This is a genomic window from Streptomyces sp. NPDC050610, assembly GCF_040654875.1.
Classification (GTDB): Bacteria; Actinomycetota; Actinomycetes; order Streptomycetales; family Streptomycetaceae; genus Streptomyces.
In genome coordinates, this window is sequence record NZ_JBFAIV010000005.1 from 218,745 (window position 1) to 241,758 (window position 23,014).

Consider the following 23,014-nt stretch of genomic DNA (forward strand, 5'->3'; position numbering starts at 1 on the left):
CGCGCCGCGCACTGCACGAATCTCGGAGTCTTGAAAGACGCCGTCGCACCACGGGCCCCAGCGGTCCCCGTGGACCGGGAGGGGCCGTGCGCAGCAGACCGGGACGTATCGCCCTGCTCCTCGCCCAACTCGCCGTCTCGCTCTCCCTGATCGCCACGGCGCCGGCCGTCCACGCGGCCACGGAGCCCTCGGCCCCGCGCGGCTTCTACGCGCCGCCCGCCGACCCCGACGCCTACCGGCAGGCCCTCGGGCTCGTGACGCGCGGGCGGATCGGCGACGCCGCCGGCATCGTCGCCATGGCCCGTACCCCGCAGGCCGTCTGGTTCGGGGACCAGCGTCCGGCCGAGGCCGAGCGCGCCGTACGGGCCACCGTGCGCGCTGCCGCCCGTACGAGCACGACTCCGGTCCTCGTCCTCTACGACGTGCCCGGCCGCGACTGCGCCGGCTACTCGTCCGGCGGGGCCCATGACACCGCCGAGTACACCGCGTGGATCGACGCCGTGGCCCGCGGCATCGGCCACCGCCCGGCGCTCGTCGTGCTCGAACCCGACTCGCTCGCGCTGCTGCCCGCCGACTGCGGGCAGGACGACGAGCGCGGCACGAAGACCGCGGCCCGCTACGCCGAGCTGAACCACGCCGTCGACCGCCTCGCGCCGCTGCCGCGCACCACGGTCTACCTCGACACCGGCCACCCCGGCTGGCACCGCGTCGGCTCCCTCGTGCCCCGCCTCCTAAAGGCCGGAGTCGCCCGCGCCACCGGCTTCTTCACCAACGCGTCCAACTACCAGGACGACGACGCCAACGCCTGGTACGGAACGCTGATCTCCGCCTGCGTCGCCTACGCGCGCGACGGCGGCGACCCCGCCGGCTGCCCGGACCAGCGGTGGCCGCGCGCCGAGGCCCGGCGGTGGCTGGCCGCCCACCCGCCCGCCGACCCGGCCCGTATGCCCCACTTCGTCACCGACACCAGCCGCAACGGACAGGGCCCCTGGACCCCGCCGGACGGCGTCTACTCCGACCCGCAGGACTGGTGCAACCCGCCGGGCCGCGGCCTGGGGGAGCGGCCCACCGCCCAGACCGGCGACCGGCTCCACGACGCCAAGCTGTGGATCAAGAACCCCGGCGAGTCGGACGGCCGGTGCCTGCGCGGCACCCCCGGTCCCGCCGACCCCGAGCGCGGCACACGCGACCCCGAGGCCGGGGACTGGTTCCCCGACCAGGCACTGGAGCTCGTACGCTTCGCACAGCAGCCGCTGACCTGAGCCAGGCCCGTACCGCCCGTACCGTCTGGCCCGTACGCCACCGGCCGCAGCCGAACGCCGCCGGAAGGACCGAGCACCGTGAACACCGCCCTGTGACCGCCGTGCACGAGACGGTCTCGGTCCTCCTGCTACTGGCGGTGCTCGCCTTCGCCGTCGTACGGCCCCGGGGCCTGCCCGAGGCGCTCGCGGCCGTGCCCGCCGCGGCCGTCGTGGTCGCGCTCGGCGCGGTCTCGCCCGCCGACGCCTGGGAGCAGACCCGCACCCTGCTGCCCGTCGTCGGCTTCCTCGCGGCGGTGCTCGCGCTGGCCAAGCTCTGCGACGACGACGGGCTCTTCGCGGCCGCCGGGGACGCGGTGGCGCGGCGCGGCGGCGACAGTCCGGGGCGGCTGCTGGGCGGGGTGTTCGCGGTGGCCGCCGTCGTCACCGCCGTGCTCAGCCTGGACGCCACCGTGGTGCTGCTGACCCCCGTCGTCTTCGCGACGGCCGCGCGGGTCGGCGCCCGCGCCCGGCCGCACGCCTACGCCACCGCGCACCTCGCCAACTCCGCGTCCCTGCTGCTGCCCGTCTCCAACCTCACCAATCTTTTGGCGTTCGCCGCCAGCGGTCTGACCTTCACCCGCTTCGCCGCGCTGATGGCCCTGCCGTGGCTCGCGGCCATCGCCGTCGAGTACGCGGTCTTCCGCCGCTTCTTCCGCGCCGACCTGAGGAGCGGCGCGCACGCCGTACGGTCCCCGGAGCCGCCCGCCGTGCCCGTGTTCACCCTCGTCGTCCTCGCGCTGACCCTCGGCGGCTTCGTCGTCGCCTCCTTCGCCGACGCGAACCCGGCCTGGGCCGCGCTCGGCGGGGCGCTCGTGCTCGGGGTGCGCGCGCTGCGCCGCGGGCGCACCACCGTGCCCGGCCTCGTGCGCTCCGCGAACCCGCTGTTCTGCCTCTTCGTCCTCGCCCTCGGCATCGTCGTCAAGGCGGTCGTGGCGGGCGGCCTCGGCACCGCCATGGGCGAGCTGCTGCCGGACGGCGACTCGCTCCCCGAACTCCTCGCCGTCGCCGCCCTCGCCGCGGTCCTCGCCAACCTCATCAACAACCTGCCCGCGGTACTGGCCCTGCTGCCGCTCGCCGCCCCCGCCGGCCCCGGCCCCGTCCTCGCCGTCCTCATCGGCGTCAACCTCGGCCCCAACCTCACCTACGTCGGGTCCCTGGCCACCCTCCTGTGGCGGCGCATCCTGCGCGAGCGGGACGCCGAACCCGGCCTCGGCGAGTTCACCCGCCTCGGCCTGCTGACGGTGCCCGCCACCCTCGCCGCCTCGACCGTCGCCCTGTGGGCGATGCTGCGCGCTGTCGGCGGCTGAGGGCGCGTACGTCCTACAGCCGCCGCCGAGCGCTAGCCGCCGGTGATCCGCAGCGTGGCCCACACCGTGTGGCCCGTGCTGTGCCCGGGGGCGGCCACGCCCCACGCGTCGGCCATGCTCCCCACCAGCAGCAGCCCGCGCCCGTTCTCGGCGTCCGGTCCCGCGCTCCGCTGCCGGGGGCCGCGCCGCCCCGAGCCGCTGTCCCGCACCTCCAGGCGCACCTGGGCAGTGTCCGCCCGTACGCGGCAGGAGATCCGCTCGCTGTCCGTGTGGACGACCGCGTTGGTCACCAGCTCGGAGACGACGAGGACCGCGGCCGCGCATATCCCGTCCGGCACGGCGCACCGGTCGAGCCACTGGCGGGTGCGGTGCCGCGCCTCGGCCACGGACGCCGTGCGGCTCGGCAGCTGGAAGACGTCCTCCAGCTGCGACTGCGGGGTGGGGGGCGAAACATGCACGAGGAGCGCCTTCCAGCGGAGGGGGCGGGTCTGTCGACGGCCTCGCGGTCCAGCACGGCAGGCCAAGGCGCGCATCGGCGTGTCGGTTACCGGCAGGACAACTCGACCGTGCAGACGGCTGGTTGGCGTGGACTGCTCGTGGTTCGTGAGGTGCGCCACTCGATCACTATGGGTGCCGACACAGTCAACTGGCAAGCGGTCAACCTGATAATTTCAGGAAGGCAATCTCAAATTGCTTCTATCCTCAACGCTATGGCTCAGGGCATGATGTGCCGGAGAGTTGAGGAGGTGCTGTATGGGTGACGCGCGAACGGGTACCGCGCCCACCGTCCTGCGTCTGGTACTCGGCATACAGCTCCGAGGGCTCAGAGAGCGCGCCGGACTGGAGCTCGAAGAGGCCGCCGCGGCCATCGACGTGACCCACCAGACCATCCGCAGGATGGAGAAGGCCGAGGTAGGGCTCAAGATCCCCTACGTCAAGGAGCTGGTGGCGCGGTACGGCCTGGACGAGGAGGAGCGCGAGGACTTCCTCGCCCTGGTCCGGGAGGCCAACAAGCCCGGCTGGTGGCACCGGTTCCGCGACGTCCTGCCGGACTGGTTCAGCGCCTACGTCAGCCTGGAGGACGCCGCCGAGCTGATCCGCTCGTACGAGCCGCACTACGTACCGGGCCTGCTCCAGACCGAGGACTACGCGCGCGCCGTTCTGAAGGTCGGCTCCGACGGCGACGGCGACGAGCTCGAACGCCGCGTCGCCTTCCGCGTCAAGCGCCAGGACCTGCTCACCACGGACCACGCGCCCACCGTGTGGGCCCTCCTGGACGAGACGGTCTTCCGCCGGTGCGTCGGCGGACCCGACGTCATGCGCGCCCAGATCGACCACCTCCTGGAGGTCTCCGAGCGGCCGAACGTCCGGCTCCAGATCATGCCGTTCGCGGCCGGGCCGCACCGTGGCGCCTTCGGACCCTTCCATCTGTTCCGCTGCCGGCTGCGCGAACAGCCCGATGTCATCTACACCGAGGGACTCACCGGCGCGGGGTACCTCGACGACCGCCCCGACGTCGCGGCCTATATCGAGGCCCTGGACCACATGGCGGTCCAGGCCGCCTCCTTCGAGCAGACCCGGACCATCCTCAAGGACCTGAGAGAGGAGCTGTGACGCAGATGGAGATCCACAACGGAATGCCCGCCAACGCCCTCGGCACCGAGGGCTGGCACAAGCCCTGGAGCGGACCCAACGGCGGCAGCTGCGTGGAAGCGAAGAAGCTGTCCGACGGCCATATCGCCGTACGCCAGTCCACCGACCCCGACGGTCCCGCCCTCATCTACACCAAGGCCGAGATCAAGGCGTTCATCCAGGGCGCCCGCGCCGGCGACGCGGACTTCCTCGTCCACTGACCGGCCCGCAGCACCCCCGCCCCCGGCGCCCCGGCACCCCCGGACCACCGGCGGCACCCACACTCGAACAGATCACTCCTGAGCACGGAGGGCGGACACCCATGGCCGAAACCAGCGGCGCACCCGGCACCATCGACACCAGCAAGCCGCACCCGGCCCGCATGTACGACTACTACCTGGGCGGCAAGGACCACTACGACGTCGACGCGCTGGCCGCGGCGGACGTCGAGGCGGCCTTCCCCGGCATCAAGATCTGCGCCCAGACCAACCGGCTGTTCATGCACCGGGCGACCCGGGTGCTCGCCGAGGCCGGCATCCGGCAGTTCCTGGACATCGGCACCGGCATCCCCACCACCCCCAACCTGCACCAGGTGGCGCAGGAAGTGGCCCCCGACGCCAAGATCGTCTACGCGGACAACGACCCCATCGTGCTGATCCACGCGCAGGCCCTGCTGCGCAGCACCCCCGAGGGCCGCACCGAGTACATCCACGCCGACGTCCGCGACCCCGAGTCCATCCTCAAGGCCGCCCGGCTGCACGCCACGCTCGACATGGACCAGCCGATCGCGATGTCGCTCAACGCGCTGCTGCACTTCATCCCCGACTCGGACGGCCCGTTCGAGATCGTCAAGGGGCTCGTCGACGCCCTGCCCTCGGGCAGCTACCTCGTGCTCTCCCACTGCACGCCGGACTTCGACCCGGAGTCCTGGGAGAAGGTCATCTCCATCTACCACCGCAGCGGCATCCCCGCCCGAGTCCGCTCGAAGGAGCAGGTGGAACGATTCTTCGACGGCCTGGAACTCCTCGACCCCGGCGTCGAGGTGCCGCACCGCTGGCGGAACGAGGGCGCCGAACTGGCCCCCGAGATCACCGACGCGGCGGTCTCCTTCTACGCGGGCGTGGCCCGCAAGCCGTAACGGCGCCACCGCGCCCGGCGGAGCCCCGCCCTTCGGCCGTGCTGTGCGTCCGCCGTCCGCCCGCACAGGCGCCGTACAGCACACCACGGAATCGCCAACTCCCGAAACTGTTTCACGATTGGACTGGCGACCAGGTAAGGAGCAGGCAAAAATAGGTGGATGACGGGGTGGGGCAGAGCGCCGGCAGGGGGACGGCTCCACCGGAGCCGTAGCCGACGCGGACGCGATCGCCGGGCCGACCGGCCGGCGACGCCGACGCACGCACGGGCCGACCGTACCGCCGACAGCGGAAAGCGCAAGCCCACCGACCCCACCACCCCTTCCGGAACGCTCCTACCGTCACCATCGCCGTCGCCTTCCACGATCTCCACGGTGCGGCCGAAGCGACAAGCACGGCTTCGGCCCCCACCCGTTTCACGGCAGGCGCTCTCGCGGGCGGGAACCCCGCGGCACAGGGCCCCGCGGCAGCGGCGAACACACTCGCGACAAGGGCCACAGCACGGAACGGAAGTCAGTATTCGGGGGTGAAACCAGCTCATGAGGTTGGTGGAACGCGACAAAGAGCTTTCAGCCATGGGGAACATGCTCGACGCCAGCGCGGCCGGGCACGGCGGGGTGGCCTGGGTCAGCGGACCGGTGGCCAGCGGAAAGACGGCACTGCTGCGCGCGTTCGGGGAACGCGCGGCGGAGACGGGCGCGCTGCTGCTGCGCGCCACCGCGGCCGGGGCCGCACACGACCAGCCCCTCGGGGTGATGCGGCAACTGCTGCTCGGCGCGGACCTGCCCGGCGCGGACGCCGACCGCGCCGCCCGGCTGCTGAACCTGGTCGCGGCCACCGCGCCGGTCCGCGGAGCCGAAGGCACCGTCCCCGCCGAAGTGGCCATCGACGTCTTCCCGCGGCTCTGCGGCATCCTGCTCGCCCAGGCCCGCAAGCGCCCCGTGGTGATTGTCGTCGACGACGTGCACCACGCCGACGCCCACTCCCTGGAGTGCGTCCTCTACCTGACCCGCCGGCTGGACGTCAGCCGCGTGCTGGTGGTCCTCGGCGAGAGCAGCGGCTTCCCCGCCGCCGACCCGCGGTTCAGAACCGAACTGCTGCGCCGCCCCAACTGCCGCCCGCTCCGGCTCGACCTGCTGCCCTGGCGCGGCGTGACCGAGATGATCGCCGCCGGCCAGGAGGGCTGGCGGGCGCGCCCCCTGGTCTCCGACTTCCACCGGCTCAGCGGCGGCAGCCCGCTGCTGCTGCGGGCGCTGCTGGAGGACTACCACGCCTCGGGCCGGGCCCGGTCCGCCGAACTGGTGCCGGGCGAGGCGTTCGAGCAGGCCGTCACGGCCTGCCTGTACCGCAGCGACCCCGCGACCCGGAGCACCGCGCGGGCGCTCGCGGTCCTCGGCCCGCGCACCGCCCACCCCGAACTGGCGGAAGTCCTGGCCACCGGCGTCGAACCCGTCGCCCACAGCCTGACCGCGCTGACCGAGATGGGGCTGCTGAGCTGCGGCTGGTTCCGCCACGAAGCGGGCCGGGCCGCCGTGCTGCGGAGCATCGAGCCGGCCCACCGGGCCCGGCTGGAGGCCCGCGCGGCCCGCGTGCTGCACGCGCACGGGGAGCCGCCGACCGCCCTGGCGCGGCACCTGATCGTGGCCGAGCCCGTCGACGAGCCATGGGCGCTGCCCACCCTGCTGGCGGCGGCCGAACAGGCGCTGGCCGACGACGCGGCCGGACTGGCCCTGGACTGCCTGCGCGTCGCCCACGACACCTGCGCCGACGAGGAGGGGACCCTCGCCATCAGGGCCGCCCTGCTGCGGACCGGATGGCGCGTCAGCCCGTCCGCCGCCGCCCAGTACCTGCCCGGACTCACCGCGGCCGCCCTCGCCGGACGCCTGCGCGGCCGGGACGCCAGGACCCTGGTCGGCTACCTGCTCTGGTTCGGCCAGGTGGGCACGGCCGTCGAAGTGCTCGACGCCGTCGACGCCCGCGGCGGCTCCGGGGCGGACGCCGGGGAACCGCGCGAGCTGGGGTACCTCCGGCTCTGGGCCGCCTACAGCTACCCGGGGCTCTCGGGCCTCCCGGCCCGGGCCGGCCTGCTCACCGGGCGGCGGGACCTCACCCCGGCGCAGAGCGCCCAGCAACGGGCCGTCGCCCTGCTGGACGGGGCGCTGGACCGCGGCTCCGGCGGCGACGTGGTGCTCCGCGCGGAGCGGCTGCTCCGCGACACCCGGCTGGACGACCGTACGCTGCCGGCCGTCACCGCCGCCCTGGCCGCGCTCCTCTTCGCCGACAGCCTGGACCGGGCCGCCTCCTGGTGCGACGCCCTGCTCAAGGAGGCGACGGAGCGGCGGGCCCCGATGTGGCAGTCGATGTTCGCCGGCGCCAAGGCGCTCGTCGAGATCAGGCTGGGCAGACTCGCCGCGGCGGAGGAGTCGGCGCACACCGCGCTCACCCTCGTCTCCCCCGAGGAGTGGGGGGCGGCCATCGCCTCGCCCGTCGCCGCCCTGCTGTACGCCAAGACCGCGATGGGCCGCCTCGACGAGGCAGCGGCCCATCTGAGCATCCCCGTGCCCGACGCGGCCTTCCACAGCCCCGGCGGGCTCCTCTACCTCTGGGCGCGCGGCCACTTCTACCTCGCCGCCGGACGCCCGTACGCCGCGCTCGACGACTTCCGCTCCTGCGGGGACCTGATGGCCGGCTGGGACCGGGACCTCCCCGCGCTCGTACCGTGGCGCACCGACGCCGCCCAGGCGTATCTGGCGCTGGGCGACCACCGTCGCGCGCGGGCGCTCGCGGAGGAGCAGCTGGCGCGGGTCGGCGCCGGACGCTCCTGGACGCGCGGGGTCTCGCTGCGGGTGCTCGCGGCCGTCGCCGAGCCCGCCCGGCGGCCCAGGCTCCTCGGCGAGGCCGTGGAGATCCTGCGGGAGCGCGGCCACCGGCTGGAGCTGGCCCGTGCGATGGACGCGCTGGCCCGTGCGCACCGGGACCTCGGCGACGAGGGCCGGGCGCGGACGCTCGCGCGCAAGGCGCAGCAGCTGATGCGGGAGAGCGGCGCCGAACCGCCCGCGTACGAGCCCCGGGCCGCCGTGGCCGGGGCCTCCCTCCCGCTCGCGGGGCGGCAGTGGTCGCCCGGCACCGGCTGGCAGCCCGTCGAACTCAGCGACGCGGAGCTGCGGGTGGCCACGCTCGCGGCCCGCGGGCACACCAACCGGCAGATAGCGGGCAAGCTGTTCATCACCGTCAGCACCGTCGAGCAGCATCTGACCCGCGTCTACCGCAAGCTCGACGTCCAGCGCCGCACGGACCTCGCGCCGAAGCTCAGGCTCGACGCCGGGGGACCGGGCGACGCGGAGGGGGGCGGCGACGGCGCCGCCCATGACCGGCTCCGCGCGGTCTAGACCGAATCGGCGGGCTCGGGGGGAATCGGCGGGTCCGGGGGAATCGGCGGGTCCAGGGGTAACCGATGGGCCCAGGGGAATCGGCGGGCCGGGCGGAATCGGCTGGGCAGCCGGAAGCGGCCGCGCGCGATTCTCGGGCGAACACCCCGGAACTCGTGGCGCGTTGAATGGCAATGGGCGGCGCTCCGGGGGGGGCCGCACACGTGTTTACCCCGGATTCATCGGCCCCGCCGTTCCGGAGCTCTCGGCCTCGGCCGTCCTTGCCGCTCTTGCCGGTCCAGCGCTACTCGCGGTCCCCGAGCCGGAGTTCACGACGCGCGGATTTCCCGCGCGGGTCCCTTCCGGTGACCGGACCGGCCCGAAGTGTCGTTGACACACCTTTCGCCCACGAGCTGCCTTCTGGTAGGGGTACCCCGTCGGGCGCGGAGCCGGCGTCGGCGGGGCGTCCGGCGCCGGCACGGCCGTCAAGGATTCACGCGGCCCCATCCGGTTACCGGCAGAAACGGCGCCCACCTGGAGCTTTCCGCAGCCTGCGGGTACGGCCTCCTGATCACACCGGACACGTTCCGTTCATTGTGCGGCCAAAGCTTCCGGGGAGATTACCCGGTGCCTCGCATATTCCCCGATAGGGGTACTGATTTTGAAATCAAGATTTCATCGGGCCGTCGGCACCTGATTTTCGTGCGATCCTGAACCGTGATTCTCGATGGCCTATACCTTTACTGACGTGCTCGCGACGACTCGGCTTCCTCGCTGGTCGTAGCGGGTCCGATCGCGCTGTTTGGTCCATACCGGAAAAACCGCGGCGGTCCGCCGGGCAACGCTGACGTGGCCGCCGGTGAAAGCCGGGCGGCGGCTCTCGGGGTTCGCCTCGTCCCGGCGGACGAGGCCGCGCACCGGCGAATACCCCGCCAAGCCGACGACGCCGGGCCCGCCGCCAGAAGTGTCTTACGCACAATGCAGTACCGAGTTGTCCTCACCGGTAGTTGCCCCGGATCAGCGAATCATGGCACCACGTGCCGGGCGCTCCGGATAGGGGTGCCTGACCGGTAAAGACGCTGTTAGAGTCGGAGTCCGAATAGGGGAAATTCGCCGCCTGTACATGACGCATGACGTGGGGCGGGGCAACGGGGGGAGGGCGCGTGGGTTTGGCGACGGCCGGAATCCTGCAATTCGATGAGATGTGCGGCTCAAGCTTCACCGCGGCCGACGACGGCGAGGATGTGTTCCTTGGCGGAACGGTCTTCGCGGGGGAGCGGGGAGAGCCGGGAGAGCCGATTCCGGGAACGCGTATCGAATTCCGGATCATGACCGGCGAGTACGGCCGAAAGGCCGTCACCGCGCGTCGTGCCGAGGGGCAGGCCCCTTCCGAGGGGCAGCCGAAATCGGCCGCGCGCGTGACGAAGTCCGGTGGAAACGGTGCGTTCGGAACGACCGATGGGACCGGCTGGACAAACGGGGCCGGCTGGACCAACGGGGCTGTCCGGGTCTACGGGATGGGCTGGGCCAACGAGGCTGTTTGGGTCAACGGGACGAGCTGGACCGACGAGGCGGGCGGGGCCAACGAGACGGGCTGGACCAACGGGGTCGGCTGGATCAACAGGACCAGCGGGAGCGATGAGACCGGCGGGGCCGGTGTGTTCGGCGGGGTCCGGGAGAGCGCCGTCCTCCCGGACCCCGCCGGCGGTCAGTCCGTACAGCCGCGCCGGTCCTCCGCCGGACCCGCCGCACAGCGCGGCCGGTCCGATGTCTGACCCGAGGGGCGGCGCCGTACGCCGGGGCAGACCAGCGGGGGAACGATGCGCTGCGGCCTCGCATGAGTCGCCAGGTGCGCCGACGCACGCCTTGGGCGTGCCGACGCTCGCCTGCGCACGGGGGAATTCAGAGCGTGAGGAGCTGGCGTTGGAGCCGGGAAAGGTGCCATTCGATCAGCAGATGGCCGTCGGAGTCGAGATCAGTTCGCTCTCGGTGGCCGATTCACCGAGGATCTCCGGGGAAGATCCGGAACACGTAAAGGCGCTGACGGTGGCGCAGACCGAGCTGCCGCCGATCATCGTGCACCGCTCGACGATGCGCGTGATCGACGGAGTGCACCGGCTGCGGGCCGCCACGCTCTGCGGCCACGACAAGATCGCGGTCAGATTCTTCGACGGCGACGAGGACGACGCCTTCGTGCTGGCCGTCGAGTCGAACATCGCGCACGGCCTCCCGCTGTCCCTGGCGGACAGGAAGCGCGCGGCCGGGCGCATCATCGACTCGCACCCGCAGTGGTCGGACCGGATCGTCGCCTCGGTCACCGGCATCGCACCCGGCACGGTCGCCGAGATCCGCAGGCGCCGTACGGGCGGGCTGACCGCCGTGCGCAGCAGGATCGGCCAGGACGGCCGCATCCGCCCGGTCAACGGCACCGAGGGGCGCAGGCTCGCCAGCGAGGTCATCGCGGAGAACCCGAGCCTCTCGCTGCGGCAGATCGCGCGGGCGGCGGGGATCTCCCCCGAGACGGCCCGCGACGTCCGGAACCGGCTGCGCCGGGGCGAGGACCCGCTGCCCAAACCGCGGGTCAAGAGCCGGCTCAACGGCTCCTCCGGCACCGCCGTGGCCGCGGTGAGCACGCGCAAGGGATTCGGCACTGGGGCGGTCCCGCAGCGCGCGCCGGTGCAGGACCGCACCGCGATCGTGGAGCGGCTCAAGGCGGATCCGGCGCTGCGGATGAGCGAGACGGGGCGCACCCTGCTGCGGCTGCTCGCCATCCACACGGCCAGCGCCGAGGAGTGGGAGGAGATCATCGACAACATTCCGCCGCACTGCAGCAGCATCGTGGCCCACCTGGCCAGCGAGTGCGCGGGACTGTGGGCGGAGTTCGCCGTCCGGGTGGAGCGCCGGGTCGCCGAGACCGTCTAGCTCTCGGCGAGTCGGCGTGGTGCTCAGGCGAATCGGCGGCAGCGCGCCGGCAGTTGTCCGGCGCGGCGTCAGCCCTCCGGAGCGGCTCCAGGGCTCCGGGGCTCCAGGGCTCCGGAGCGGTGTCCAAGTGCGGAATCGCCCGGTTGGACGGCGGTCGCCGTCGTTCCGGGAACGGGGTGAGCGGGCGCTGCCCCTGGGCGGGGCAGGCGCGCGGGACAGCCGCGTGCGCGCCGCGGCAGCGGCCCGCCACGTTCTGGCAAGTGGTGTCAAAACAGGGGGAAATCGAATGGATGTACGCGCGATAGACCATCTTGAGCTGTACGTGGAGGACGCCGAGGAGGCGGCCGCCCACCTGCGCGACGCGTACGGGTTCACCGTGCACGGGCGCGGCGGCCGCGAAACCGGTCTGGGGGACTGCCGGACGGTTCTGCTCCGTCAGCGGGAGATCGTCCTGCTCGTGACGTCGGCGCTGCCGGGCGACCACCCGGCCGGGGAGTACGTCGCCAGGCACGGCGACGGGGTCGCGGTCATCGGACTCGCCGTCGACGACGCGGACGCCGCGTTCTCCGAGGCGGTCGAACGCGGGGCCGTGCCGACCGTTCCGCCGATGGTGCTGGGCGGCGCGGGAGACCGCGTGACGTTCGCGTCGGTGCTCGGATTCGGGGACGTGGAACACCGGTTCACCTCGCGGGAAGGGGCCCGCGCGCCGTTCGCGCCGGGGCTGATCGAGGAGACCGGGCCCGCGGACCCGGCCGGTCCCACGCTCTTCGAGAGCGTCGACCACCTCGCGGTCTGCCTGCCCGCGGGCGAACTCGACGCGGCCGTACGCCACTACCAGGAGGTCTTCGGGTTCGCCCAGACCTTCGAGGAGCGGATCGTGGTGGGGCACCAGGCCATGGACTCGAAGGTGGTGCAGAGCGGCTCGGAGAAGGTGACGCTCACCCTCATCGAGCCCGACATCACCCGCGAACTGGGCCAGATCGACGCCTTCGTGTCCGCGCACGGCGGCGCGGGCGTCCAGCACGTGGCCTTCCTCACCGACGACATCACGGAGGCGGTACGCACCGTGTCCGACCGGGGCGCGCGCTTCCTGTCCACCCCGGCCGCGTACTACGACACCCTCACGGAGCGGGTGGGCGAGCTGCCCGTGTCCGTGGCGGCGCTGCGCGAGCTCAACATTCTTGCCGACCGTGACAGTTCGGGCGCGATGCTCCAGATCTTCAGCGAGTCCAGGCATCCGCGGCGGACCCTCTTCTACGAGCTGATCGAACGGCGCGGGGCGCGCACGTTCGGCAGCAACAACATCAAGGCCCTGTACGAGGCGGTGGAGCGGCAGCACGCGCTCTCCGACTCGGCGGCGCCGTCGGCATGACGGGGCCGCGCACGCCGGCATCCGGAACGGACGCTTTCACGGCCATGACCATCGCGATCTCCTTCGACATCGCCATCGCCATTGGCATCACCACGATCATCGCCACCGCCATCGAAAAGGACTGAAACCATGACCAACCCGTTCGACAACGAGAACGGCACCTTCCTGGTGCTCGTCAACGACGAAGGGCAGCACTCGCTCTGGCCCGCCTTCGCCGAAGTGCCCGACGGCTGGGACGTCGTGCACCCCGAGGACACCCGGGCGGCGTGCATCGAGTACATCGAGGAGAACTGGACCGACATGCGTCCGAAGAGCCTCATCGCGGAAATGGACGACGACCGGCAGACGGCCTGAATCCCCGCGCGGCCGGCGCCCCGGCCGCGCGGACGGAGGGGGCGCGTGGCCTCGGACCGGGTGAGCCCAGGGCTCGCCCGGTCCTTCCGCATGCCCTTCCGCATGCCCTTCCGCATGCCTTTCCGCTTGGCCTTCCGAGTGTCCTTCTGAGTGCGCGCGTCCGGGCCGGGAGCCGCCCCGCCGGGCCGCCTGCCGAGCGGTTACGGGCGTACTGATCCGCCCGGCCGGTCTACCTGATTCGCCGGGTCGGCCCGTTCCGCCAGGCCCTCCGGTTTCAGTCCGCTGCGCCGGGCCCGCGCCGCCGGTAGACCGAGCGCAGCGACTGGTCCTTCGCCGGGCCGCCCACGCGCCAGCTCACCCGCCACTCGTCCGGCGAGACGACGGTGAACGCGCCCTCGTACAGGTCGTCGACGCACGGGTGCCGCGCGGTCCAGACGCCGGTTCGCAGGTCGAGGCCGTGGAACGGGCGCCCGTCGGCGAAGGTCACCTCCGCCGTGCCGTCCGGGCGGGGGAGCAGCCGCAGGGTGCGCCCCGCCGTGCTCACCGTGCCGCCCCAGGTCAGCTCGCCCTCCTCGATGTGCAGCAGTGCCCCGCCGTCGGTGTCGCCGTCGTCACCGTCTTCGCGGCGGAAGACGGCGGTGCCGCGGAAGCGGCCGCTCGTGCCCGCGCTCAGGTCGTGCAGCTCGCGGTCGACCGCCCAGGCGCCGGACAGATAGGCCGCGGCATCGGGAACGGGATGGCCCCCGGCCGGAGGCCGGTCGGCCGGGTGCGGGGGCGGTGCGACGGAGGACATGGCCCCATTGTCCGGTTCCGCCGCACGCCGACGCGAACCGGGGGCGTCGGAAGGCGCGGCACTACCCGCACAAGCGGGTAACCCCCACCCTTCGACGGCGACTTGGGTGTACCCCCCACTGGGGAGGGAGCCCCATTGGCGGAGGGCCAGGGGTCTTGGAAGCTGCTGTGACATGACAGCAGCTCACAGAGAACCTTTGGCCACACCCACCCCGGCGGCCATCCGGCCATCGCCCGTCACCAGGCGCCAGATCCTGCGCGGTACGTCCGTTGCCGCCGTGGCCGCGCTCGGCGTGGGGTCCGGGTTAGGAGCGGCGCACGCCGCGTCGCCGCCCGCAGAGGACCACGCCGCGTCGCCGCGCCCGCTCGGCAGCCGGGCCGCGCCCGACCTGGGGGCGGTACGGAAGGTGCTGGCCGGACTGATCGAGGCCGAGGGGCTGCCCGGCGCGCAGGCGGTGATCACCGGCGCCGACGGCCGGGTACGGGAGGTGGGCGTCGGAGCCGGCGACCTGGCCTCGGGACGCCCGTATCCGCACCTCTCCCGGCTGCGGGTGGCCAGTCACACCAAGTCGTTCATCGCGACGGTCGTACTTCAACTGGTGGCGGAGGGACGGGTACGGCTGGAGGCGCCGGTCGAGCGCTATCTCCCCGGGGTCGTCCGGGGGCACGGCAACGACGGCCGCCGCATCAGCGTGCACCAGATGCTCCAGCACACCAGCGGCCTGCCCGACTTCCCCGACGACCTGACCGACGAGACCCCCGGGCACTTCACCCCCGAGGCGGTGGTCCGGCGCCTCCTGTCCCAGCCGCCGCTGTTTCCGCCCGGCGACCGGTGGTGGTACTGCAACCTCAACTACATCCTGCTGGGCATGCTCGTCGAGCGGGTCACCGGGCACGGCTACGAACGCGAGGTGGAGCGGCGGGTCATCGAGCCGCTGGGACTGGCGCACACCTACTGGCCGCGCTGGCCCGAACAGCGGCTGCGGGGCCCGCACCCGAAGGCGTACGCACCGGTCGCGGGCGGCGGGCACCGGGAGATCACCTTCATCAACACGTCGCTGATCGGCTCGGCGGGGGCCCTGGTGTCCACGGCACAGGACCTCACCACGCTCTACACGGCCCAGCTGGCCGGGGAGCTGCTGCCGCCCGCGCAGCTCGCGCTGATGCGCGACACCATGCCTGCCGCGGACCTCGCCCGAGGCGCCGAGTACGGCCTGGGGCTGGTGAGTTACCCGATCGACGGCGGCGCCGGGGGCCGGTTCTGGGGCCACGGCGGCACCGTCGACGGGACCCGCACCCGCGGCGGGGTCACTGAGGACGGCCGGGCCGTGTTCGTCGCCGTCAACGAGGTCCCCGCGCGCGAGGACGCCTCCCAGGCCGTCGTGGACGCGGTCGACCGCATCTTCCAGGCCGTGCCGGCAGCCGAGTAGAGCTGACCACTCATCAATTCCCTTACCGCACAAGATATTCCACCCAACTCCCGAATGAGGAGCACACCCTCCGTGAAGAGACTGCGACCCCTGCGCCGCACCGCCGCCGTCGCCGCGCTGGCGGCGGCCACCACCGCCGGTCTGCTCGCCCCCGCGCAGACCGCGTCCGCCCAGCAGCGAGCCGAGCCGTCGAACCTCGGCAAGTTCACCCACCAGAAAGTGCGTTGGGAGAAGTGCGGGGTCAAGGACCTGGACGCGGCCGGGGCGCGGTGCGCGTCGATCCGGGTGCCGCTGGACTACAGCCGGCCGGACGGCCCCACGCTGGCCATCGGCTTCTCCCGGATCAAGGCCACCGACACCCGCCACCGCGTCGGGCTGATGATGCACAACTCCGGCGGCCCCGGCGGGCCCAGCCTCGACATGCCCCTGGGGTCGAAGGCGGCGATGGGCGAGAAGCTGGCGGCCCGGTACGACCTGATCGGCATGGACCCGCGCGGCGTCGGCCGCAGCAGCCCCCTGCACTGCGGAACCAGCGGCCACTGGCTCCGCTCCGCCGGCTACGACGACGCCGGGTTCAAGGCCCAAGCGCGCTACGAGGCCGACTTGGTGAAGTCCTGTCAGCAGAAGTACGGGAAGAAGATGCCGTATCTGCGGCACTTCACCACCCGCAACACGGCCCGCGACACGGACCTGCTCCGCGCGGTCCTGGGGGAGCGGAAGACGTCCTACTTCGGCGTCTCGTACGGCACGTATCTGGGGGCGGTCTACGCCAACATGTTCCCCGGCCACGTCGACCGGCTGCTGCTGGACAGCGCCATAGACCCCGCGCGGTGGGGCACGCAGGCGTTCAAGGACGCGACCCAGGCCAACGAGGAGTTCCTGGACGCCTGGGCGCGATGGGCGGCTCCCCGGAACGGCACGTACGGGCTTGGTGACACGCCCGCGAAGGCGCGGGCGACCGTCGAGGGCATAGCCCGGCAGGCGGCCCGCAAGCCGCTGAAGGTCGGCCCGTACACCGCCGACGGCCAGCAGGTGCCGATGGCGCTGGCCATGATGATGTCCGACGACCGGAAGTTCGCCAATGCGGCGGAGAACATCCGGCTGCTGCACGAAGCCGCCCAGGGGCGGACCGTTGAGCCGACCGAGGAGCTGACCGCCGAGTTCGGCGCACCCGACGCCGAGACGGACAACCAGACCTCCTTGCAGATGTCCCTGATCTGCGCGGACCGACAGGCGCCGCACGATCTGTCCTGGTACCGGCACAACGTCGAGGCCAGCCGGGCGAAGGCCCCGCTCTACGGCCCGCTGTTCAGCGGTGTGTCCCCCTGTGCGTACTGGCCCGGCAAGCCGGTGGAGGCCCCGGTGCTCACCGGCAACGACGTGCCCGGCCTCATCGTCCAGTCCACCGGCGACCCCCGCACCAGCTACGCCAACGGCCAGGGCCTGCACCACAAGATGCCGAACTCCCGCCTGATCACCCTCAAGGCCCGGGTGCACGGGGTGTACGGCTTCTACCAGAACGGCTGCGTGGACCGGCAGGTCAACGACTACCTGAGCACCGGCCGGCTGCCCGCGAAGGACACCACCTGCGAGAAGGCCCCGGCCGGCCGCTGACGCCCGCCGGAACGCAGGAGCGCAGGAATGTAAGGCGGCGCGGCCGGCCAGGTCAGCCCGGCGACAGCCTCACAGCCAGTCGCGCCGCTTGAAGATGAAGTACAGGCTCACACAGACCATTGCCATCAGGCCGATCGCGAACGGGTAGCCGAACAGCCAGTGCAGCTTCGGCATGTGATCGAGGTTCATGCCGTAGATCGTGCCGACGAGGGTCGGGGCGAAGAGGATGGCCGCCCAGCTGGAGATCTTCTTGAAGTTGCCGCCCTCGGGGCGCTGGCCTGCGGAGATCGGTTGGTTCCCCGCTTCGGCCTGGGGCGATGAGCATTTCTGGCTTCCTCGGCGTGCTGCGCGCTTGCACGCTCGATTCTCCCCAGGCGCTCCCAAACGGGGCTTCGTTCTCCCCAGATTCTCCCCAGCGATGGTCGGCGGGCAGTGACAGAGGGCTGATCCGAAGCGCCTCTCGGACGTCAACGGCCGTCACCCACTGTATCGATGAGGCCGGGTTGCTCGGCGAAGGCCCATACCGCTGTCAGAGGGGGCGGCTACTGTCCGCTGTATGCCGAAGAAGCGGAAGAAGAAGCCGCCGCACGCCCGGCGGACGGGCGCGGTTCCTCCGTACGCGCAACTGCCCTCCACGATCACGCTCGGAGGTCCACGCGTGCCCTCGCGCGGCTGGGCCTTCCAAGCGCTGATCGACGCCGCATGGGAATCGGGTCAGCCGCCCGTGGAGTTCACGGCGGAAGCTCCCGAAGGATATACGTCTGATTTCTGTCCGCAGGTCGATTCTCCCCGTGCGCCGCTCCAGTCGGGTTGGTATCTGCGATCCGACCTGGCAGTGCCGATCTACATTTGGGTGTTCTCGGAGAGACAACTCGCCAGTGATCCGGGAGCTTTGGATCTACGTCAACGGGGATTCGCCGTGTACGTGGCACATTCCGTGTGTACGCGCGGCGGAAGAGATTGCGCTTACGTGAGCGCGGAGCTGATCGACACGTGGACTCCCATTGTGGCGCCGGACCCAAGCATCGTGGACGCAGACCGTTATGGAGGTCACGCGCCTGGCTACAGCACGCCCGCGGTGAAGCAGCTGCCTCCGGGGGCGCCTCGCAAGGTTGGCGTGCTCGACGTGGACTATGCGCGGGTAGCGGGTCAGCTACTGCCTGAGCGCTGGGATATCGACGTCGTGGGCCTGTTGGTGATGGAACGGCAGGAAGTTGTCGGCATGCCTGGGCGAGAGTTATGGCGACAAGTGGCTTTCCATGCGTTTCGGGATCAGAATCTGTCGGACCTCAATGCTGCGGCCGAGGACGTAGACTTGATCATCGGTCACAACCTTTTCGACGGAGACTATCGATGCCTGCGCACGTACGGCGACTTGGTGGACGTCGGCCGGTTGGTCGCGAAGACGGTCGACACGCTGTATGCCGCTCGGCACATGGTCACCGGTGGCGTGCCTCGTGCGGCTGGTCTTGACCTCACCTCCTTGGCTCAGGCTCAGGGGCTGCGCGAGCGGGCAAAGAAGGAGTCCCGGACTGAGGCACACCGTGGCATCAGAACCTTCAGTGACGCGGAGGAGCGCTGGTTCTTCCAGCCTGTTTCTGATGATTGCGAAATCACGCTGGAGCTCTGGCTCGAACTGGTCACCAGCCGACGTCTTCGTAGCGTTCGGGGGCCAAGAGAATCGCTGGAGTACGTGCTCAGCGAGGATGATCTGCGGCTGTTGCTGGAGCCCCAACTCGCGCCGGATGCCTTCACGAACCTGCTGATGACGAGAGGAACGGTCTACAAGCTGGCGGGATTAGCTCGCAATGAGAGTGTTGCCCGTATCCACCGGGAGATCGAACTGCAGAGGGCCGATGGAGTTGTGCCCAATCGCCATCCGGTAGCCGTACACCGGCAACGCTGTATGGCGCCGGGTGACACGGGGAAGAGGCAGTGCGATCAGCTGATCCCGTTCACGGAAACGTATTGCCGGGCCCATCGAGCCAAGCGACGTTGCCGGGGGAATCCTGCTCTTGAAGACAAGTGCACGGCCGTCGTTCATGGTGATCTGGCACATTGCCACTGGCACCGTATGGCAGCGCTTTATGTGCAACCAGGCCAACGAGTTTTCGAAGACTTCAGTCTCGCTCTGCCGCTTCCTGGGTGGGACCAGGCCAGCGACTGGGGATACGACACGGGGACCTGTTCATTCTTCGCGCGGCTCTACCGCAACGGGGACGATCTTTCCGGCCCGCCGACCGTCTGGCTTGTGGGTCATAATCCCGATCTGATGGACGTGGTCGCACTCACCGACGCCATTCATGCAGCGACCAGGAAATCCCACCGAGAAGTTGTGGCAGCCCTGACAGCGGATCGGATGTCTCCCCGAGAACGCGCGGTGACCACCCAGGCTTGGGAACCGGCGGAGTGTGACTGCCCTTGCCCGTGCGGCACCCCGGACTGCGGTCATGGTGAACCGTGCCCGAACGACGAGTGCAGTGGTCACGACATCCATACGATGCGCAACCCCCACACCGGAGTTGACGTGGCAGCGTGGCAGGACCACTTCGACTGCTGCGAGGGCTGCGGCGGGACCTCCCTCGACATCTCGCTACCGGATCGCCCCTGGGGGGAAGTACACGGCGACGGCGCAGTGACCGTGTATGCCGGGGTGTCTCACTACGGGCTCGGCGTCTACGCATAGCACCCGCACAGTGCCATGGCGGGCTTGTTCACCGGTGCTTCGGAGGCCGGAGCTGCGGCCGCGTCCACAGCCGGCTGAGCGACCAACGTCGCACTGGACGCCCTCGGTAAATACAGCGGTGACGACGCAGAAGAAGCCTCGGGTATCCGTCGACGCCGCAGTAAACGTAAAGGATGTCGTCAACGTCGTTGGCTGCGGCGCCGCGGAAAATTTGTGGGAGTGGTCGGCGGGGCGACCTACGATCGTTGGTCATGGCCGTATACACGAGTTGGAATCGGGCGGATGCGTCGCCGAAACGAGCGTCGGAGCCGGATGCCGAGTTCTTCGACAGGATTGCCGGTCCGTTCTGGGACCAGGTTCGGGGTGTGATCAACGAGTGGTGGTCGCACTTCCCGGACCAGGCTCAGCCCGGCCTGCGTAGTCGGCTGCTAGACCGGAACTCCGACGTAAACGTCTCCTCAGCACTGTGGGAGCTGTACCTGCACGAGATGCTGCTCGGTTCCGGTTGTACCGTGGAGATCGAGCATCAAGTAGGCACGCGTGGCAAGAACCCCGATTTCCTGGTCACCCGTGACGGCGAGCAATTTGTCGTCGAGGCAATCTGGACGGCCCAGCGCCTGGGCGACACCGTGTCTAACCCGCTCCCGCCTCAGCTAGCCGATGCCATTGATGGCGTGCTGAGCCCAAACTTCTTCGTGTCGCACAAGCTTGACAGGACCGGGTCGGCAACGCCGCCGCAGAAGCGACTCAAGGCCAGGCTGACGCGGTGGCTCGCGAGCCTGGACCCCGACCAAGTCATCGCCGAGTACGAGCGCAAGGTGCCACTGCCCAAGCACACTTGGCAGGAGGCTGCCTGGTGCCTCACGTTCGAGGCGATCCCACGAAGCCCCGGCAAGCGAGGCAATCCAACGAGCAGGACGATCGGTATCCACTCCGCGATTTGGGTCGACGAATCGAATCGTGTGCTCGCCGCAGTCAAGAGGAAGGGCGGGAAGTACGGCGACCTAGCGCTGCCGTTCATCGTGGCGGTTGGCCATGCGGCCGTGTTCCCCGAAGACGAGGAAACCGAGACTGCGCTGTACGGGACCTCGGTCGAGTACGCCCATGCCAGCACACCGGCCTTCGGCCGAATGCTCGACGGCTACTGGACTGCCACCTACGAGCATGCCCACAGCCGGGTCAGTGGCGTGCTCATTGTCGACAACCCAGCACCCTGGACCTGGACGAAGAACACCCCCGTCCTCTGGCAAAGTCCCGACCCCAAGTCGCTTCCGGCCCCTGTCCTCCCTACCTGGGCAACCGCACAATTGGGCGAGGCCCAAGTCGAACACCGGCCAGCGGCCTGTCCCACCAACACTGCCCTTGGTCTGCCCAAGAACTGGCCGGTCGGCGATGCCTTCCCTCGGCGCCACCGAAGCTGACGACCTCTCGGCGGCCTCAGCAGACCCAAGGGCTGCCATCGAGGTGAGAGCAAGCCGCTTGAACGAAGTCTGTTCGCACGGAGGACAACGGCATTGGCATGTTCGCGATAGTGACCGGGTACTGCGTATCACGGGCATCCCACGAGACGTGGAGCGCTGTGAGTGTCGCGCCGGCGGTCGTGAGCCTGCTCCACAATCTGGATCAGACGCACGACCGTAGCCTGTGCAAGGCCGAGCGGCGCGCCCGCACCTGCATGCTCGTGGGCTAATGGCGCAGTAGGCGCATGGCGAGCACGGAACCGTCAGGATGCACGGAGATGGGACCGTTCCACCGTGAGGCCCAGGTATCACGCGGCCAGGTGGACCGGCGTGAGTAGATTTCGCGGCGATACTGTTCCACCCGTCCCTCCGCAAGGTGGCGGAAAAGATCCTCCGCGACTCCGGAGAACGTCTCGACGCGCTTCCGGTTCAGCCGGAACACGTGGTCCGTGCCGACGAAGTCGATGCCGAGGAACCGGTGTCGTGCGTCCTGGACACTGTCGGTGGCTGCGTGCGTCAAGCCTGTGAAGTGTCGTTGTCCTTGCCGTTTCGTGAGGTACGGGGCGGTCGCCCTTCCGTCCCCGGCGAAGGCGGTGAGACCGGCTGCGGCGGTGCGGGCGAGGGCGTGCTGGAACCACGCGTAGACGTCAGGCTTCACGTGATAGCCGGGCTCGGGCTCCACGGGCTTGTCGCCCTCTGTGGGCGGCTGGATGCCGGGGTAGACGTTCTCGTCCTCCAATGTGTGGTCAAGGACGCGGGCCGGGGCGTCCAGCCAGCCTCCATCTCCCTTGGCCTCCAGCGCGTGCACCGTAAGCGGGCCGTCGAGAGGGAGCTCCGTGCTGAACACCAGACACGGTGTCTCATCCCATGCTCCGATGTGCACCGCCTCGGCGTGGGCGGAAGCCGAGGCGAGCTGAGTATGCGATGTGGAGAGTCCGCTGTGGTTGCCCTTGCATGCGATCGGGAAGACACGCGAGGGCTCACCGGGCCTCCATACCTCGGCGAAGAACTGAGGACGGTACCGGTAACCCGACTTCGGGCCGGAATCCCTGCTGGTCAGGGCCCACCCTGCGCGCAGCGCTGTGTCGGCTGGCACGATCGAGACGAAGTGATCCGGGTAGCGCTTGTTCAGGAGTCGAGTGGCGAGCGCCACCGCGAAACCGACGCCGAGTTCTCCCGACTGAAGGGCCTTGTAGTAGTCCGCGGTCTCTCGGCCCTCGGCTGAAAGGGCCATGAAGGAATCTGAGTTTCCGTTGAGAGCTTGGCTGTATTTCAGGCAGCCCCAGTGCTCGGCGAGTCCGCGTCCCGCTCCGCGCCGGGCCAAGGTGATCGCCCGGCCGAAGGTGTGCAGTACATCCCAGGGGGTGAGCTGCACGAGTCGGTTCAGGTCCTTCGAGGGCAGGGGCCGCAGTTGCGGCTTTCGTCGAAGCTGGTCGAGCTCCTTCTCCTTCCTCTGATTGTCGTCGTCCGATATAGCAGCGCTCACATCTCCGGCCAGCTCTGGGTTTGAGTGGACCGCGACGTTCGACGGCTCCGCAAGGTCTCTCAGTACCTCCGCCGTGATCTTCAACTTGCTCCCCTCATGATCCGTTGTGCCTGGTCTGAGTGCCGTGGTCCAGCAGCCGCGCGGCAGCTTTCGT

General features: G+C 70.6%; 18 protein-coding genes and 1 pseudogene. 15 read left to right on the plus strand and 4 right to left on the minus strand.

Annotated features, from left to right (window positions below; genetic code table 11):
* Positions 1–86: 86 nt before the first annotated feature.
* Together AB0I22_RS08825 and AB0I22_RS08830 are read left to right on the plus strand one after the other, a co-directional pair.
* A complete protein-coding gene (locus AB0I22_RS08825) occupies positions 87–1,262 on the plus strand; it encodes a glycoside hydrolase family 6 protein (RefSeq protein WP_363129970.1) in 1,176 nt (391 codons plus the stop codon).
* A 101-nt stretch (positions 1,263–1,363) separates the two neighbouring features.
* Positions 1,364–2,608 carry an SLC13 family permease gene (locus AB0I22_RS08830; protein ID WP_363130102.1) on the plus strand — a complete coding sequence of 415 codons (1,245 nt, stop codon included), beginning with the start codon at positions 1,364–1,366 and terminating at the stop codon, positions 2,606–2,608.
* A gap of 32 nt (positions 2,609–2,640) precedes the next feature.
* Here the strand turns inward: AB0I22_RS08830 and AB0I22_RS08835 are convergent, their stop codons facing one another.
* Positions 2,641–3,066 (minus strand): ATP-binding protein, encoded by a 426-nt coding sequence (locus AB0I22_RS08835; RefSeq protein ID WP_363129971.1) that lies wholly within the window; start codon positions 3,064–3,066, stop codon positions 2,641–2,643.
* Between the two features lie 295 nt (positions 3,067–3,361).
* On the opposite strand from AB0I22_RS08835, the gene AB0I22_RS08840 reads away from it, so the two are divergent.
* The 9 genes from AB0I22_RS08840 to AB0I22_RS08880 all read left to right on the plus strand — a co-directional run bounded on the left by AB0I22_RS08840 (position 3,362) and on the right by AB0I22_RS08880 (position 13,392).
* The gene (locus AB0I22_RS08840; RefSeq protein WP_363129972.1) at positions 3,362–4,222 is read left to right on the plus strand and encodes a helix-turn-helix transcriptional regulator; all 861 of its coding nucleotides are present in this window, start codon (positions 3,362–3,364) and stop codon (positions 4,220–4,222) included.
* A 5-nt stretch (positions 4,223–4,227) separates the two neighbouring features.
* On the plus strand, positions 4,228–4,461 hold the full coding sequence (locus AB0I22_RS08845; RefSeq protein WP_363129973.1) for a DUF397 domain-containing protein: 234 nt from the start codon (positions 4,228–4,230) through the stop codon (positions 4,459–4,461).
* A 101-nt stretch (positions 4,462–4,562) separates the two neighbouring features.
* On the plus strand, positions 4,563–5,378 hold the full coding sequence (locus tag AB0I22_RS08850; protein WP_363129974.1) for an SAM-dependent methyltransferase: 816 nt from the start codon (positions 4,563–4,565) through the stop codon (positions 5,376–5,378).
* Between the two features lie 537 nt (positions 5,379–5,915).
* On the plus strand, positions 5,916–8,765 hold the full coding sequence (locus tag AB0I22_RS08855; RefSeq protein WP_363129975.1) for an AAA family ATPase: 2,850 nt from the start codon (positions 5,916–5,918) through the stop codon (positions 8,763–8,765).
* Positions 8,766–9,907: 1,142 nt separating this feature from the next.
* Positions 9,908–10,519 (plus strand): hypothetical protein, encoded by a 612-nt coding sequence (locus AB0I22_RS08860; protein WP_363129976.1) that lies wholly within the window; start codon positions 9,908–9,910, stop codon positions 10,517–10,519.
* Between the two features lie 163 nt (positions 10,520–10,682).
* Complete coding sequence (locus AB0I22_RS08865; RefSeq protein ID WP_363129977.1) at positions 10,683–11,666, plus strand: ParB N-terminal domain-containing protein; 984 nt, start codon at positions 10,683–10,685, stop codon at positions 11,664–11,666.
* A 286-nt stretch (positions 11,667–11,952) separates the two neighbouring features.
* The gene (hppD, locus tag AB0I22_RS08870; protein ID WP_363129978.1) at positions 11,953–13,038 is read left to right on the plus strand and encodes a 4-hydroxyphenylpyruvate dioxygenase; all 1,086 of its coding nucleotides are present in this window, start codon (positions 11,953–11,955) and stop codon (positions 13,036–13,038) included.
* Positions 13,035–13,163 carry a hypothetical protein gene (locus tag AB0I22_RS08875; RefSeq protein ID WP_363129980.1) on the plus strand — a complete coding sequence of 43 codons (129 nt, stop codon included), beginning with the start codon at positions 13,035–13,037 and terminating at the stop codon, positions 13,161–13,163. The genes hppD and AB0I22_RS08875 overlap by 4 nt, the downstream gene beginning before the upstream one ends.
* Positions 13,164–13,167: 4 nt before the next feature.
* A complete protein-coding gene (locus AB0I22_RS08880; protein ID WP_363129981.1) occupies positions 13,168–13,392 on the plus strand; it encodes an MbtH family protein in 225 nt (74 codons plus the stop codon).
* A 274-nt stretch (positions 13,393–13,666) separates the two neighbouring features.
* Here the strand turns inward: AB0I22_RS08880 and AB0I22_RS08885 are convergent, their stop codons facing one another.
* Entirely contained in the window at positions 13,667–14,185 is a 519-nt protein-coding gene (locus tag AB0I22_RS08885; RefSeq protein ID WP_363129982.1) for a DUF6314 family protein, read from the minus strand.
* Between the two features lie 196 nt (positions 14,186–14,381).
* On the opposite strand from AB0I22_RS08885, the gene AB0I22_RS08890 reads away from it, so the two are divergent.
* Complete coding sequence (locus tag AB0I22_RS08890; RefSeq protein WP_363129983.1) at positions 14,382–15,614, plus strand: serine hydrolase domain-containing protein; 1,233 nt, start codon at positions 14,382–14,384, stop codon at positions 15,612–15,614.
* Between the two features lie 72 nt (positions 15,615–15,686).
* Entirely contained in the window at positions 15,687–17,228 is a 1,542-nt protein-coding gene (locus AB0I22_RS08895; RefSeq protein ID WP_363129984.1) for an alpha/beta hydrolase, read from the plus strand.
* 69 nt (positions 17,229–17,297) lie between these two features.
* On the opposite strand, the pseudogene AB0I22_RS08900 reads toward AB0I22_RS08895, so the two are convergent.
* Positions 17,298–17,480, minus strand: a pseudogene (locus AB0I22_RS08900) (CorA family divalent cation transporter); the annotation flags it as partial.
* Positions 17,481–17,784: 304 nt separating this feature from the next.
* On the opposite strand from AB0I22_RS08900, the gene AB0I22_RS08905 reads away from it, so the two are divergent.
* Together AB0I22_RS08905 and AB0I22_RS08910 are read left to right on the plus strand one after the other, a co-directional pair.
* On the plus strand, positions 17,785–19,914 hold the full coding sequence (locus tag AB0I22_RS08905; protein WP_363129985.1) for a hypothetical protein: 2,130 nt from the start codon (positions 17,785–17,787) through the stop codon (positions 19,912–19,914).
* A 251-nt stretch (positions 19,915–20,165) separates the two neighbouring features.
* Positions 20,166–21,335, plus strand: coding sequence for a hypothetical protein (locus tag AB0I22_RS08910; protein ID WP_363129986.1), 1,170 nt, complete (start codon positions 20,166–20,168; stop codon positions 21,333–21,335).
* Between the two features lie 265 nt (positions 21,336–21,600).
* On the opposite strand, the gene AB0I22_RS08915 is transcribed toward AB0I22_RS08910, so the two are convergent.
* Positions 21,601–22,944, minus strand: a complete 1,344-nt coding sequence (locus AB0I22_RS08915; protein WP_363129987.1) for a hypothetical protein — start codon at positions 22,942–22,944, stop codon at positions 21,601–21,603.
* Between the last annotated feature and the right edge of the window lie 70 nt (positions 22,945–23,014).